The following is a 15,017-nucleotide window of genomic DNA, read 5'->3' on the forward strand; positions in this document are numbered from 1 at the left end:
TTTTATATTTTAATCCCTATCAAATTCATTGAGGTAGAATATGGCTGGAGAAGATCAAGAAAAAACAGAAGAGCCCACGTCCAAGAAAATCGAAGACGCGAGAAAAGAAGGAAATGTTCCTAAAAGTCAAGATGCAGTAGCTGTAGCAACTCTTATTGTTGCTATTACTATCACCCTTCTTTTGATGGGCTTTTTAGGGGAAAGAATCGCGAATTTATATCGATATTATCAAAGTTTTATCGGCGTTGAGCTGGATATGAGGATTTTGCATTCTATTATCATTAAGAGCATTTTTGAAGCTTTGATTATGCTTGCACCCATAACTTTAAGTATTATGATAGCTGGAATTTTAGGAAATGTGATGCAGTTTGGTTTTATCTTTACGACCACACCGATTATGCCAAATTTAGGAAAAATCAATCCGCTCAAAGGTCTTAAAAATCTTTTTTCTCTTAGAAAACTCATAGAAGCTGTGAAAATCATTTTAAAAGTTAGCGTGGTTTTTATTATAGCTTTTATTGTGTTGCTTTATTTTATGCGAGAACTTCCTAGAGTGGAGCTTTATGGTATTTTTGCTCAAATGCTCTGGCTTAGGGATAAGGCTGTGATTTTAGCTGCTATTGTTATCATTGCATTTATGATTATTGCGGTTTTGGATATATTTTTGGTGCGTTTTCAATACTTTAAAGGGCTTAGAATGAGTAAGCAAGAAATTAAAGATGAATACAAGCAAATGGAAGGAGACCCGCAGGTTAAAGGACGCATTCGTCGCTTACAAATGGAAGCGGCACGTCGCAGAATGATCCAAGATGTTGCAGGTGCTGATGTGGTCATTACTAACCCAACCCATTATGCTGTAGCCATTCGTTACGATACAACCAAAGAGCAAGCTCCAAGAGTTGTAGCTAAGGGCGTGGATTATTTGGCTTTGAGGATTAAGGAAATTGCTTATAAAAATAATGTCATTGTTTATGAAAATCCGCCTTTAGCAAGAGAGCTTTATAAGGTTTGCGATGTTGATGATATTATTCCTAGAGAGTTGTTTAAAGCCGTTGCGGAAGTCTTAAGCTTCGTTTATAGCTCTAACAATAAAAGTCGTCTTTCTAAGCAAATTAAAAAGACAAACAATCAGGGCTAATTTTGCTCTGATTGTCCTATAAATTCTAGCACAGATTTTCGTGCATCTTCATCTTGCGTATCAACCTTGAAATAAATTTCAACGCGGTTGTTTTCTAAAGCCGAAGGATTGTTATTGAGCGGTTCATTTAAGCCATAACTTTTAATGCTAAGATTGTTTATATTCACACCGCCATTTATAAAATATTGAGTCACATTTTGAGCCCTTGCATAAGCGAGTTCAAAACTTCTTAAGATAGAATCGCTATTGTCTGTATAACCACGAATTTCGATTTTAACTTGAGGGGGCAGACGCAAAATGAGTTGAGCCATTCTTCTAAGATAGTCTTGTATATCTGCAGACACAATAGCAGCACTCCCTCTTTCAAATTGAATTTTAGAAGGTAAATTTAAGACAGCTTGATTGTCTATTTGGTCAAGTGCGGCTTTGAGCTTATTGATAGTTTCTTGTTGAGAAACAGTCATTTGTTTAAGGGCTTTAACCTCATCACTTTCTGTTCGCGATGCTCCCTTGTATTTTTCTTGTGATTGACTATCTTGTTGCACGGTTTGAGTCGTAGTGTAGTCAAAAATCTTAACAAATTCGGTTTTTAAAGCTTCAACCTTTGCAGGGTTGCTTTCAGAAATTGCCCAAAGAGCAATGAAAAGTGCCAAAAGCAAAGATAAAAAATCCGCATAGGGCACAGCCCATCTTTCACCTTGAGGACATTCCGGACATTTGTTTTTAGCCATTTGAGTTTCCTATTTGTCAAATTGAGAAATTTTAGGGTCGCCATGTCCTAAGAAATTAAACAATTTAGCCTCCAAATCTCTAGGATTAGCACCTTCTGCTATACCTTTAATCGCTTCAGTAATCACTCTTTGTTCTTTAACAAGTTCTCCGCCATTAGCTTTCATTTTATTACCCCAAGGTGCAAAGAGTGCATAGGCTCCAAAAATTCCCGTAACCGTTGCAGTAAATGCACCTGCAATCCCTGCTGCCATTGCTTGAGGATTATCTAAGAGTTGCAAAGCAAGCATAAGCCCCATAACCGCTCCAACAAGCCCCATAGTTGGGCAAGTTTCACCAAAACGTATCCAATATTCTGCACATTCTTTATAATGCTCTTCTAATTCTTCGGTTTGAATTTCCATGCTTTCTTTGATTTCATCAAAACTTTTGCCATCAACAAGCATCATCATTGAATTTTTTAAAAATTCATTGTCGATTTCGTTTGTTTTTGATTCTAAGGCTAAAAGTCCATCTCTTCTTGCAATGATTGCGTATTCGACGAGTTGAGCGATGGTTTGAGACAGATTGACATTTGCTCCTTTAAAGACTATTTTAAGCTCTACATAAGCTGCTTTGACAATTTTTTTATGAGTTGCGGTCATTGCACAAAATGCTGCTGTTGGCATCACAATGAGGAAAGAAGAAAGGTGAATAACATGTAAAGGATTTCCGCCCTCAAGTATATCCCCAACACTGATGCTTGTTATTGCAAACACCATTCCAAGTATGGTCGAAAGGTCCATTGATATTTCTCCTTATTTTAATTCACCCCAATTTTTAGCACTGCTTGATGAGGTTTTTAATTTTACCTTTAATTTTACTATATTTTCCATAATATCACTAGTTTTTTTTATAAAATTTTCACAAAGTTCATCTTTAACTTCGAAAATAAGTTCATCGTGGATTTGTAAAATCATTTTTTTATCTTCATTTAAATCTTTAGAAATTTCTATCATTGCGAATTTAATAATATCCGCCGCAGAGCCTTGAAGTATAGAATTAATACTTTCTCTTTCATACATTGCAATTTGCACAGCCTTAGCATTTTCAAAATCAAAATACCTCTTTCTACCACTTAAAGTTGTGATAAAACCTTTTTGTTTTGCTTCATTTCTAACGCGTTCAAAATAGCTTTTAATGCTTGTAAAATTTTCAAAATAACTTTGAATGTATTTTTTTGCAAGCGAGGCTTCAATCTTTAAATTTTGACTTAAGGTTTTGTATCCCATTCCATAGATGAGCCCAAAATTGATACTTTTAGCGATACTTCTTGTATGATAATTATTTTCTTTAAAAATCATCATCGCTGTTTTTGCGTGTATATCTTCATCGTTTTCAAAAGCATTTAAAAGCTTTTCATCTTCACTAAAATGAGCCAACATTCTTAGTTCAATTTGAGAATAATCAAGAGAGATGAAACTAAAACCTTCTTGAGCGACAAAACAAGTTTTATAATCCTTAGCGTATTGTCCGTGTGCAGGGATATTTTGTAAATTGGGGTCCTTTGATGAAAGCCTTCCCGTTGCAGTTCCGGTCTGTAAAAAATTTGAATAAATTCTTGAATGTTTATCCTTAAGAGCAAGTTTTAGCAAAGGCTCACAATAAGTAAAATATAATTTTGCAAGTTCGCGATAAGCTAAAATTTTTTCAATCACAGGGTGCTTGTCTATCAAGGTTTTTAAAACCTTTTCATCGGTAGAATATCCCGTTTTGCCTTTTTTTCCACTAGGAAGTTTGAGTTTTTGAAAAAGAATATCCCCAACCTGCTTAGGAGAATTGAGATTGAATTTATCCTCGCAAAGTGTGTAAATTTCTTCACTTAAAATTTTAATCTCTTGTTCGTATTGTTTCATCAAAACACTCAAAGCCTTAGTATCAAGTTTAATGCCGTTATTTTCAAGCATTGTAAGGGTTTTAATGAATTCAAATTCACTTTTTTCAGCAAGTTCAAGCAAGGGTTTTTCTAATTTTTCTAAAAAATAAAGATAAAATTTCAATGTGATATACGCATCTTCTGCCGCATATTCACATGCCTTATAAACATCAACACTTGCAAAATTCTCACCTTTTTTCACCAAAGTTTCAAAATGCAAGGTTTCGTAGTTAAAAAGCCTCAAGGCTAAATCGTCCATATTGATTCTTAAGCTTGGATTTTCAAGCCACGCTAATATCATCGTATCCGCGTATTTTAAAGGAAAGCTCAAACCAAAATTATTTTCTATGATTTTAAAATCATATTTGAGATTATGCCCGATAACATAATGTCTATAAATCATTTCTATAGCTTTTTTAGCACTTTCTAAAGAGATTTGCAAAGGCACATCTAAATAATTATGAGTTAAAGGTACATAAAAAGCTTCCTCTTCACTCACACAAAAACTAAAACCAACAATCCGGGCTTCTTTTGCGTCCAGCCCCGTTGTTTCAGTATCAAAGGCTATAATGCTTTCTTTGGGAAGTTCATTAAGAATGCTAAAAAGTTCATCTTCGTTTAAAATCAATCGTGCTTGAAAGGCTAAATTTTTATCCTTTTTCTCCAAAGAGAGTTTTTTAAGCACAGAATGAAGTTCATAATGTTTTAAAATATCAAGCACTTTAAGCAGGGGTTCATCGTCTAAGACAGCCGATTTTTCGATGAAATTTTCAAGTTCTAAATCTTCATAGAGTGAGGCAAGTTTTTTGCTTAAAAAAGCATTTTCTTTGCCTTCTAAAAGCAAGTTTTTATTTCTTTGATTTCTTATAAGAGTTAAATTTTCAAAAATACCCTCCAAACTTTGAAATTCCTCAAGCAGGGTTTTAGCTCCTTTTGCCCCTATGCCTTTAACTCCGGGAATATTATCCGAGCTGTCGCCACAAAGAGCTAGAAAATCACGGATTTGACAAGGTTTAACTCCATATTTTTCAACACAAGCTGCTGTGTCATAATTATTTTTAGAAAGGGGGCTATAAATGCTCGTTTTACCATCTTCAATCAATTGATACAAGTCCTTATCTTGCGTAATAATGCGTATAAAAATATCCTTATCTTTGCAAATTTTTACAAAAGAAGCGATAATATCATCAGCCTCATAACCCTCTTTTGACACACTGATAAAACCCATTTTTTCTATCATTTCTATACAAATAGGAATTTGAGCTAAGAGTTCAGGCGGGGGCGGAGTGCGATTTTGTTTATAAGCTGGATAAAGCTCATTGCGAAAGGTTTTACCCTTAGAATCTAAAGCAAAGATGATGTAATCACTTTTATGCTCATTTTTAAGACTTAAAATAAAATTTGCAAAGCCTAAAATCATTCCACTCGGCTCTTTTTTTGAATTTTGCAAATCTTTGAGTGCGTAAAAAAGACGAAAGAAAAATCCAAAAGTATCAATAAGTGTTAAAGTTTTCATTTGCTTTCTTTAAATTAATTTTTTAAAATATATTATCTCAAAAATACTATTAAATTTTAATGATTTGAAAAAAATTTCCTAAAAATATAATGAAAACATAACGTATCAATTTGCCCAAAAATATAAAAAATGCAGATTTTAACCAAGGATATTTCGCAAAACCAAGCCCTAAGGCAAAAATATCACCTATAAAAGGTAAAAAAGTAAAAAAAGCAAAAAATGCTCCTAATTTATAAAAATTAAAACGGAATTTTTCAAGTTTTTTAAGACTCTTGCTAAAATATTTTTCTAAAATATAATTCTTTCCTAAAAAAGCAAGAAAATAAGTGCTTAAACTTCCTAAAGTATTTGCAAAAGTTGCGATAAAAAGCACAATGTAAGGGTCAAAATCAAGTTTTATAAAAGCTAAAACAAAAGCCTCACTTGCAAGAGGCACAAGAGTGCTTGAGAGAAAACTTACCATAAAAAGAGAGCCATAACTAAAATGTTCAAGCATTAAATTCCTAAAAGTATAAAAATATCAAAATATATCTAAATTAAGTTAATTTTTAGCTTATTTGTAAAAATTTGATTTTAACAAGGCTTAATTTCATTAAAAAGTCTCAAACACATAAAATCATTTAAAACATATTTGAGAAAATAAAACATAAAAACAAGGGATAAAATTTTTTAATTTAATATAAATTTTTCATATTGTTTTAAAGGATAAAAAATAAAGCATTAAATTCTAAAACAAAAATTACTTAAATAAAATCAATCCATTATAATTTTTTAAGAGTTTTTATAAAGCATAATTATAATTAAATCTTTTGATTTTACAAAATCAACCCTATTTTTTTCTATAGACCTCGTTTTTAAGCTCTATGCATTCAAATCCCTTTTTATCTAAGGTTACCACACGCAAATATCCCCCATCATCAACTTTTCCCTCGCATAAAAAAACCCTTGAAGCAAGTCTTATAGGGAGTTTAAAGCGATTTCTGTGCCCAAAAAGCTGGAAATAATTTTTTGGCGTGTTTTGACAAAATTGCATGGCAATCTCTTCACTCTGTTCATAATCTCCCACACCAAAAACAAAATCCGAACTTGGGACAAAGCTTAAATCTTGTGCTTTTTTAGGCAAAAAATTCACTCCGCCATGCGAACAAAAAATCTTTTTTTTATCATATTCATACAAAAGACATTCTTTAAGATAGGGATAAAAATCCGCAGCATGTTTTCGCGTGAATTTTTCTTTTTGAAAATCCTTTAAAGTGTTTTCATTAAATTCCTTAGAACTTACACTCTCACCCCTTGCCCAGTGGATTAAATGCCTTTCGTGGTTGCCCTCTAACAAATAAACATTAGGCTTTTGACAAATTTTAATTAAATATTTCAATACCTTAGCATTTTCTATGCCCCTATCGATATAATCTCCTAAAAAGATATAATACTCATCATCTTTAATCTCTTGAATATAGCTTTTAAGAACACTATAACAACCTTGTATATCTCCTATATGATGAATTTTTTTGTATGAATTTAAATCTTTGCTTTGATAAAGACTTTGTTGCCATTCATAAGGTTTTAAAATTTCATTTTTTTCATAATCTTTTGGGGCTTTTTGCAGAAGCTCCGCCCTTTCTTCTAAGAATTTATAAGGCGTTAAAATTCCATATTTTTTAGCCTTAGCGATATTATTTTTTTGACATTCTTTCAAAGAAATATCACTAAAATCAATGATAAAAGTCCTATAAAGATATTTCAAAGCCAAATCTTTATAGACCCTATAAGAATTTTCATAGGTGTTAAGCACACAGAATTCGCCTTTTTTCATACGCAATTCCAAAAAATGGAGCAAAATTTTAAACAATTCTTCATCGTGCTTATAATCAAGACTTTTAAAAGAATTTGCAAGCTGACTCGTGCGTGTGCTAAAAAATCTCAATTCATTAATATCAAGCGTAAAGGACCTTAGATTATTTTCACGGATAAACTCATCTTGCCCCGCGTGATAATTTCCTCTTAAAATCAGTAAAGTTCGCAAGAATCACTCCTGATTTTCTTTGTGTTTTAAAGCCATGATATTTAAAATTTCAACAAGCAAAGAAAAGCCCATTGCAACATAAATATAACTTTTACTGATATGCAAATCAAAGCTTTGTGCAATCAAAACCGCCCCAACAAGCACCAAAAAAGTTAAAGCCAAAATTTTGATACTCGGATATTTTTCGACAAAATTTGCTATAGGTTTTGAAGCAAAAAGCATAACAAATACCGCGATAATAACCGCGATAATCATAATTTCAACCTCTTGAGCAATACCAACAGCAGTAATAACACTATCGAGTGAAAAAACTATATCGATGATAGCAATTTCAGCAACCACAACCCAAAGATTTGAGCTTATTTTTAGAGAAGAATTTTCTTGTTCATTGCCATTGATACATTCTTTAATCTCTTTAAATGATTTAAACAACAAAAATAATCCTCCCAAAAACAAGACCAAATCTCTACCCGAAATTTCTCCCGCATAATCTTGCATATTTGGGATGGCTCCGCTAAAAAAGGCAAAAAAAGAAGTGCTAAAAAGAGCTGAACTAAGAGCCAACTCACTTAAATTGCGTATATCTCCTATGTAAAAAGAAAATAAAGCATTTGTAAGTTTCATCACCCAAAAGAGTGATAAAAGCAAGGCTATCCTTGTGAGCATAGCAAAGCCAAGCCCTAAAATGCGTCCCTTGTCTCTAAGATGAGGCGGAAGTTTGCTGACTAAAATCGCTAAAAAAATGATATTATCAATCCCTAAAATAATCTCAAGCACACAAAGCGTAAGAAGCGTAAGCCATGCATCAACGCTCAATATCCATTCAAACATTATAATTCCCTAAAAAGTTTTTAAGACGATATTTTACTAAATTGAAAGCAAATTTAATATAAATTTTTTCATAAAATATAAAAAATTATGCTTTGAAATTTTCTACGCTTATGTTTGAATTTTAAATTCATCGCAGACTTTAAGAGTTATTCATTATTTTTGAATTTGATTTTTATATGATGAGTCTCATCGCACACATTTTTTGCGGTTTAAAGGTGAAAAATTCATTTTTTTTACTTTTTATTTATTTTTTTTAAAAAAATTGTTAAAAATCCTCAATTTTTTTAAAAAAACTATAAACTTATTTCTTAACCAAACGATATAGCACTTAACAATGCACATGGACGCGCATTGAATTCAATATAAAAGGATTTACAATGGGTTTTCGTATTAACACAAATGTGGCAGCTCTTAATGCCAAAGCAAATTCTGATTTAAACGCTAAGGCTTTAGACAATTCTTTAGCCAGACTTTCTTCAGGTCTTAGAATCAATTCAGCCGCAGATGATGCTTCAGGTATGGCTATTGCAGACTCGCTTAGAACTCAAGCTAATACCTTAGGACAAGCTATTAGCAACGGAAATGACGCTTTAGGTATGCTTCAAACTGCAGATAAAGCAATGGACGAGCAACTTAAAATCTTAGATACAATCAAAACCAAAGCCACTCAAGCGGCTCAAGATGGACAAAGCTTAAAAACAAGAACGATGCTTCAAGCTGATATTAATCGTCTTATGGAAGAACTTGACAATATCGCAAATACAACTTCATTTAATGGCAAACAACTCTTAAGTGGTAGCTTTATCAACCAAGAATTCCAAATCGGTGCAAGCTCAAATCAATCTGTTAAAGCTTCTATCGGTGCGACTCAAAGTTCTAAAATCGGACTTTCAAGATTTGAAACAGGAGACGCAGTTAAATCAAGCGGTTTGGTAGGACTCACAATCAAAAACTATAACGGAATCGATGATTTTAGATTCAGAGACGTTAAAATTTCATATTCAGTAGGAACAGGACTGGGAGCTTTAGCTGAAGAGATTAACAAATTTGCAGATAAAACAGGGGTAAGAGCCACTGCTGATGTAAGAACAATCAGTGGAGGAACTATCGTAGCAGGTCATACAGGAGATGATTTTGCTATCAATGATGTAAAAATCGGTAAAGTGGATTTTAAAGACGGTGATGAAAATGGCTCTTTAGTCGCTGCAATCAATGCTGTTAAAGATACAACCGGAGTGGAAGCCTCTGTTGATCAAGGTGGTCGCCTTGTTTTAACCTCAAGAGAAGGCAGAGGAATCAAAATCGAGGGAGAAGTTATTGGTGTAGCCCTTGCAAGAGAAAACTACGGACGCCTTTCTTTGGTTAAAAACGATGGACGCGATATACTCTTAAGTGGAACAGGACTAAGTAGCACAGGATTTGGAACAGGACAATTCATCTCTCAAGGTTCTGTATCTTTAAGAGAATCTAAGGGACAAATCGGTAAAGATATGGCAGATGCTATGGGCTTTGGAACAGCCAGAAAAGAAAATATAGTAACTATAGCACTTGAGGATTATATATCAACAATGTTGGGTACAGAATTGAGTACTGCACTTGGCACAACTGCTGTTGGAGTTTGGAGTGCAATAACTTGGACTGCAGTTAAAGGGGGTTATAGCGGACAACTCTCTAAAATGCTTCAAGATGTTATGGGATTTTCATCAGCAACAGTATTTCAGGTAACAGGTGCTATTGCTTCACTTGGTGCGGCTTATTTGATTTCTGCAGGGTCAGGCTTCTCTGCAGGTTCAGGTATGTCTCAATTTGCTAAGATGAGAGAGGGAGGCATTAGTGTTTTCAATAATGGTTTTAATGTCAAAGATGAAACTTCAGGTGTTACCACACTTAAAGGGGCTATGGCTGTGATGGATATCGCAGAAACTGCAATCGCTAACTTAGACCAAATCAGAGCTGATATCGGTTCAGTGCAAAATCAAATCACAGCGACCATCAACAACATCACTGTCACTCAAGTCAATGTCAAAGCCGCTGAAAGCCAAATCAGAGATGTGGATTTTGCAAGTGAATCTGCGAATTATTCTAAAGCAAATATCCTTGCACAAAGTGGAGCTTATGCTATGGCACAAGCCAATGCAAGCCAACAAAATGTTTTAAGACTCTTACAATAGTCTTTAAAAGCTTTAAACATTCGAGCTTTGAAAATAAAAGCTTTGAAAATAAAAGCTTTAAAAACAAGAGCCCGCTTCTTCAGCGGGTTCTTAATAAAATTTCAATGCACTCAAAATTTTTCTTAAAATTTTTTATTTCTTTTCAATCTATTTTTTTCAAGCTAAAAATTCGGTTTAAATTTAGTTTCGATATGATTTAATGTGTGCAAAATATCTTAATTTAGACAATGAATGGAAGTTAAAAGATTGTGAAAAACTCCTCTTAGGCTTTGAAAAACATTGTCAAATTTTCATCAAAAACTTTCACACATTCAGCCAAGAACAAAGGGCTAAGAGTTTAAAACAAATCAGTGCTTTAGCGAGAGAGCTTAACAAGCTTCTCTCATAATCTTTACTAATCAAATTATAGAATACTTTTATTATAAAATAGTCTTACTTAGCCTATGTTTAAACTCAAATTTTGCCAAGATTGATTTTAAGTTCTAAATGATAAATTAACAATTCTTAATTTATTTCTTTTTAGATTTTTATACTTTAAGATAATCATTCAATGAAAAGGTATTTTTTAGGGTACTAAATAAAGTTTTATTAATTTTTAAAAATAAAAAGATTTATAATTGATATTCAATTTCTTTTATAATGTATGTAAAATCTTTTTTAGTATTGATTAAATTATCAATACCGCTTGTTAAGATAATTTGGATTTTATTATCTATAATAATATATCTATCGTGAAGACCGCTATATTTGTTATTTATAGTAGAATATTTATTTTCTTTTATTTCCCATTTTTGATTAATTTTTTTTAATTCTGTGCAAAGTTCTTGTGAAAATTTGTTAGAACTTAGAAAAAGAATATTTAATGGTTTTTCAGGAAAGCATTCTTTTGCAAATTCTATAAATTTCTTCTGATTTTTGTTTATAAACTTATCATAAATAAATAAATCTTCTGCATTGTCAAGTAAAGCTTTTAAATGTTCTTTAGCTTTTTTTCTATCTTCACTTTTAAAAAAGCTAGCTGAAAGATTATTTTCTATTTTATCTTTAAAAATATTGACATAAGGAAAAGTATCTTTATCTTTAGATAAAATAATTTTATATATAGTATTATTAGAAAGACATTTTAAGTTATCATTATATCTTAAACTAGTATTTCCTCCAAGAATAAGACTTAAAGCTGCAGCACCATAATATCTTTTCATATATTCTTTTTGCAATAAAACATATTGTTTGTAATAATATAAAATTCTTTCAATGGTTTTGTTATCACATTCTTTTTTGTCTTTGAAATTACACAATTCTTCTGCTAAATTATTTTCTAGTACCATTGTAAATTTCATCACATCATCTCCAAAAGATGATTTAAATCACTATCAAAAAATCCTTCAGGGAAATCAATAATTTCGTTATTGCTATTAATATATTTACTTTGTTTATTAATACTAATAGCTTGAAAATTTTCTTTCAAATTATCTCTATAATAAATTTGCACACTTTGTTCTGGAATCTCGCTTTTAAAAATATTCCATCGAATTCCATTAAGTATATGTTCAGAATGCGTTTCTATTATTACTTGAATTCCAGCTTTTGTTAAAAAAACAAAAAAATCAGTTAATTTTGAAATCGCTTTAGGATGTAAATGAACTTCCGGATTTTCCACAATTAAAACATTACCTTTTTCTAAAGATAATCCCAAAATCAATATTTTAGTAAGATAACTTACTCCAGAACCTAAATTAAATGGGGAAAATTCTACGCCCAAATCATAATTTTTATACAATATTTTTACACTATTATTATCAAATTTTTGAGTTATTGGCTCAAGTTTTAATTCTAAAATTTTATTTATCCAAAATCTAATTTGTATCGATAATGAATGTGAATCTTCATTGCATATAAGTTTATCGTTTTTTAAACTATTATTTTTATTTTCTTCATAAAAACCAAATAAGAATTCCCCGTTATTTCCACTTCTTAAATCACGATGTTTTTTGCCTAAATCTTCTTGTCCAATTCTATTTGAACAAAGATGAAATAATTCTTTTTCAAACTCAAAGAATTTATTATTATTTAATTTTTTCCACTGATTGTCCTTTAAAACCAGAGAAAATATTTTTTTATCATCTACGCTAGAGGTAATTTTAATTTGATTTTTATCTGAATTTAAATATAGGAGATCTTTTGCTTCTCCAAAACTACGCAAATAATCTTCTAAATATATATTTTTATTAGCATAATAAGAACAAAATAAAAGTGCTTGAATAACACTTGATTTTCCAGAAGAATTTGTTCCAGCTAAAATCGTTAATGGTCTAAAAATAAAGTTTTGATTTTGAATACTTTTAAAATTTTCTATTTTAATATTTGTAATCATTTTTTACCTTATTAAAAAATTCTGTAACTTTATTAAATCTATATTCTACACTGGGTATGCTGTCAATACCAATAATAAATTTTTTAGAACTATCAAATTCAGATTTTAATTTTTCTATTTTTTCTTTTTTAGGGATTATATTTGTTTCATAGCATAAAGCAAATAAATAAGATAAGCTTTCAAATAGTGCCATATTGATAGGCCTTCTGTTTTCATTAGAATTATTAAAGCGAAAGATATTTTCTCCATAATTTTTATGAGCAAAAGTCATTATTCTTTTAAAGTTAGCTTCTATTTCTCCTATTAAATATGAATCTCTTTTATTGTTTAAAAATATCATAATTTTGGATAAAAATTCATTGATATTGCCTTTATATTGGATATCATTTGGAAGAATACGATAAAAATAAAGATAAAAACCAATAAAACGTAAAATTATATATCTGTCTTTCATACGTTTTGGTTTAATAGAATTTCCTGTTGCTTTTTTAAAAATTTCTAGTTCGCTCAAATTTTTTATAAGTTCAGTTGATTTACCTTGATAAAGTGCATTTCTCATTTCTTGATTGTTTAATTGAGTTCCACCACGATTAACCCTATCAAAAATATTAAATTTTACTTGTTCTGGAGTTGGCGGCTGAATGGTATAAATATCAATTTGATAATCTTCTATTTTTCTTTTTTGAATGGCTGTTAAATCAGAAAATTTTTTACTGATAATATCCTTAATAATATTTAATTGTTTTAATTCAAATTTATCATTCATAAAATCAATAAAAGTAGAAATTCTTTGTCTGCCATCTACTATTTGAATTTTAGTATCTTTAGATTCAAAAAAATAAAACACAGGAATAGGAATTCCCATTAGCACAGATTCTATAAGTTCTGATTTTTGTTTTTCTTTCCAAACATTTTCTCTTTGAAATTCTGGAGAAATCTCAATATCGCCTTTTTCTTGTCGTCTTTTAATTTCAAAAAGACTCATCCTTCCTTTTTCTATCCTTATATTTTCAAGAGGATAAGTCTGTTCATCATTCTCATTATTATTAATATCTAAAGAATATTCACCTTCTAATTCTTCTTTTTCTTTCATAATTAAGCTTTCTTATTATATTAACAACTAAATTATAACATATTTTTAGTTTTACTTTTTAATATTTTATTAAATAAAAAATTATAAAAAGTAGAACTAAGAAGTTAAATTCAAGTTTTTTTAAAAATGAAATTAAGATTGATTAAAAATACTCAATACTAAAAAGAGCTGATGAAAAAGAATGATTCACAGCCATAGCCCCTTTAAGTGTGGTAACACCTGAAGTTTCATCTTTGATGTTAAAACCATTATTCATAGCACTTATGCCTCCCTCTCTCATCTTAGCAAATTGAGACATACCTGAACCTATAGAGAAGCCTGACCCTGCAGAAACCAAATAAGCCGCACCAAGTGAAGCAACATTACCTGTTACCTCAAATCTTGTTGCTGATGAAAATCCCATAACATCTTGAAGCATTTTAGAGAGTTGTCCGCTATAACCCCCTTTAACTGCAGTCCAATTTATATTACACCAAGTTCCAAGAACAGTTGCGGCAGTTACGCCAAGTGTATCACTCACTGCCGTTACACCCAACATTTGTGATAAATAATCAACAAATACTAAAGTTACTGCATTTTCTTTTCTGGCTGTTCCAAAGCCCATAGCATCTGCCATATCTTTACCGATTTGTCCCTTAGATTCTCTTAAAGATACAGAACCTTGAGAGATGAATTGTCCTGTTCCAAATCCTGTAGAGTTTAATCCTGTTCCACTTAAGAGTATATCGCGTCCATCGTTTTTAACCAAAGAAAGGCGTCCGTAGTTTTCTCTTGCAAGGGCTACACCGACAACTTCTCCGTCGATTTTGATTCCTCTGCCTTCTCTTTGACTATCAACAACAGAAATGATGTTTTTCTAAGGTGCAGAGTCTGTGCAAAAATTCATTCTAATTTTTCTTATAATTGACTTGAATGTGATATTTTAAATTAACTTAAATATATAAAAAATTTATTTAAAAATATGATAATTTATGAAATGTAAGATTTAAATATTTTGTTTTCAAAACTTAATTTTAAGGTTAAAAACCAAATGATTTTATTTTTATAAAAATATAACTTAAAAATCTTTTGAATTTTTAAATTCTTAAAAAATAAGTTAAGAATCAAAGATTTGAGTTTTTTGTATGAATTGCAGTGTGAAAACTCATCAAAATTATATCAAGTTTTATTAAAGAATGCGGACAATAAATCATTAAAGATTGACAATATTTCTTGCAAAAATAT

The 15,017-nt window shown here is 30.9% G+C and carries 12 protein-coding genes and 1 pseudogene; 3 read left to right on the top strand and 10 right to left on the bottom strand.

Annotated elements, in window-relative coordinates:
- Window positions 1-40 precede the first annotated feature (40 nt).
- Window positions 41-1,138 (top strand): flagellar biosynthesis protein FlhB, encoded by a 1,098-nt coding sequence (gene flhB / locus CCUN_RS01670; RefSeq protein WP_027305248.1) that lies wholly within the window; start codon window positions 41-43, stop codon window positions 1,136-1,138.
- Here flhB and motB read toward each other — a convergent pair.
- The 6 genes from motB to CCUN_RS01700 form a co-directional block, all read right to left on the bottom strand.
- The gene (motB, locus tag CCUN_RS01675; RefSeq protein ID WP_027305247.1) at window positions 1,135-1,869 is read right to left on the bottom strand and encodes a flagellar motor protein MotB; all 735 of its coding nucleotides are present in this window, start codon (window positions 1,867-1,869) and stop codon (window positions 1,135-1,137) included. The two genes, flhB and motB, sit on opposite strands and share 4 nt — an antisense overlap.
- Window positions 1,870-1,878: 9 nt before the next feature.
- Window positions 1,879-2,652 carry a flagellar motor stator protein MotA gene (motA, locus tag CCUN_RS01680; protein WP_027305246.1) on the bottom strand — a complete coding sequence of 258 codons (774 nt, stop codon included), beginning with the start codon at window positions 2,650-2,652 and terminating at the stop codon, window positions 1,879-1,881.
- A gap of 12 nt (window positions 2,653-2,664) precedes the next feature.
- A complete protein-coding gene (gene polA, locus CCUN_RS01685; RefSeq protein ID WP_027305245.1) occupies window positions 2,665-5,298 on the bottom strand; it encodes a DNA polymerase I in 2,634 nt (877 codons plus the stop codon).
- Window positions 5,299-5,347: 49 nt separating this feature from the next.
- Window positions 5,348-5,794: a YqaA family protein gene (locus CCUN_RS01690; RefSeq protein WP_027305244.1), complete on the bottom strand. Its 447-nt coding sequence runs from the start codon at window positions 5,792-5,794 to the stop codon at window positions 5,348-5,350.
- A gap of 333 nt (window positions 5,795-6,127) precedes the next feature.
- Window positions 6,128-7,324, bottom strand: coding sequence for a metallophosphoesterase (locus CCUN_RS01695; protein WP_027305243.1), 1,197 nt, complete (start codon window positions 7,322-7,324; stop codon window positions 6,128-6,130).
- A gap of 3 nt (window positions 7,325-7,327) precedes the next feature.
- Window positions 7,328-8,155 (bottom strand): TerC family protein, encoded by an 828-nt coding sequence (locus CCUN_RS01700; RefSeq protein ID WP_027305242.1) that lies wholly within the window; start codon window positions 8,153-8,155, stop codon window positions 7,328-7,330.
- A gap of 377 nt (window positions 8,156-8,532) precedes the next feature.
- Between CCUN_RS01700 and CCUN_RS01705 the strand changes: the two genes are divergently transcribed.
- Both CCUN_RS01705 and CCUN_RS01710 read left to right on the top strand, forming a co-directional pair.
- Window positions 8,533-10,326, top strand: coding sequence for a flagellin (locus CCUN_RS01705; RefSeq protein ID WP_085296609.1), 1,794 nt, complete (start codon window positions 8,533-8,535; stop codon window positions 10,324-10,326).
- Between the two features lie 199 nt (window positions 10,327-10,525).
- Window positions 10,526-10,714: a hypothetical protein gene (locus CCUN_RS01710; RefSeq protein ID WP_027305240.1), complete on the top strand. Its 189-nt coding sequence runs from the start codon at window positions 10,526-10,528 to the stop codon at window positions 10,712-10,714.
- A 223-nt stretch (window positions 10,715-10,937) separates the two neighbouring features.
- Here CCUN_RS01710 and CCUN_RS01715 read toward each other — a convergent pair whose 3' ends face one another.
- The 4 genes and pseudogenes from CCUN_RS01715 to CCUN_RS10230 form a co-directional block, all read right to left on the bottom strand.
- A complete protein-coding gene (locus tag CCUN_RS01715) occupies window positions 10,938-11,654 on the bottom strand; it encodes a hypothetical protein (protein WP_244893540.1) in 717 nt (238 codons plus the stop codon).
- Between the two features lie 11 nt (window positions 11,655-11,665).
- The gene (locus tag CCUN_RS01720) at window positions 11,666-12,700 is read right to left on the bottom strand and encodes an AAA family ATPase (protein WP_027305238.1); all 1,035 of its coding nucleotides are present in this window, start codon (window positions 12,698-12,700) and stop codon (window positions 11,666-11,668) included.
- Entirely contained in the window at window positions 12,684-13,793 is a 1,110-nt protein-coding gene (locus tag CCUN_RS01725; RefSeq protein ID WP_035175647.1) for a DUF262 domain-containing protein, read from the bottom strand. Before CCUN_RS01725 ends, CCUN_RS01720 begins: the two co-directional genes overlap by 17 nt.
- A 585-nt stretch (window positions 13,794-14,378) precedes the next feature.
- A pseudogene (locus CCUN_RS10230) lies at window positions 14,379-14,625 on the bottom strand (flagellin); the annotation flags it as partial.
- Window positions 14,626-15,017 lie beyond the last annotated feature (392 nt).

The sequence above is a fragment of the Campylobacter cuniculorum DSM 23162 = LMG 24588 genome (assembly GCF_002104335.1).
Taxonomy (GTDB): domain Bacteria; phylum Campylobacterota; class Campylobacteria; order Campylobacterales; family Campylobacteraceae; genus Campylobacter_D; species Campylobacter_D cuniculorum.

Coding starts and splice junctions, on each gene's coding strand:
- flhB (WP_027305248.1), top strand. CDS start 41: ATGGCTGGAGAAGATCAAGAAAAAACAGAAGAGCCCACGTCCAAGAAA.
- motB (WP_027305247.1), bottom strand. CDS start 1,869: ATGGCTAAAAACAAATGTCCGGAATGTCCTCAAGGTGAAAGATGGGCT.
- motA (WP_027305246.1), bottom strand. CDS start 2,652: ATGGACCTTTCGACCATACTTGGAATGGTGTTTGCAATAACAAGCATC.
- polA (WP_027305245.1), bottom strand. CDS start 5,298: ATGAAAACTTTAACACTTATTGATACTTTTGGATTTTTCTTTCGTCTT.
- CCUN_RS01690 (WP_027305244.1), bottom strand. CDS start 5,794: ATGCTTGAACATTTTAGTTATGGCTCTCTTTTTATGGTAAGTTTTCTC.
- CCUN_RS01700 (WP_027305242.1), bottom strand. CDS start 8,155: ATGTTTGAATGGATATTGAGCGTTGATGCATGGCTTACGCTTCTTACG.
- CCUN_RS01705 (WP_085296609.1), top strand. CDS start 8,533: ATGGGTTTTCGTATTAACACAAATGTGGCAGCTCTTAATGCCAAAGCA.
- CCUN_RS01710 (WP_027305240.1), top strand. CDS start 10,526: ATGTGTGCAAAATATCTTAATTTAGACAATGAATGGAAGTTAAAAGAT.
- CCUN_RS01715 (WP_244893540.1), bottom strand. CDS start 11,654: ATGGTACTAGAAAATAATTTAGCAGAAGAATTGTGTAATTTCAAAGAC.
- CCUN_RS01720 (WP_027305238.1), bottom strand. CDS start 12,700: ATGATTACAAATATTAAAATAGAAAATTTTAAAAGTATTCAAAATCAA.
- CCUN_RS01725 (WP_035175647.1), bottom strand. CDS start 13,793: ATGAAAGAAAAAGAAGAATTAGAAGGTGAATATTCTTTAGATATTAAT.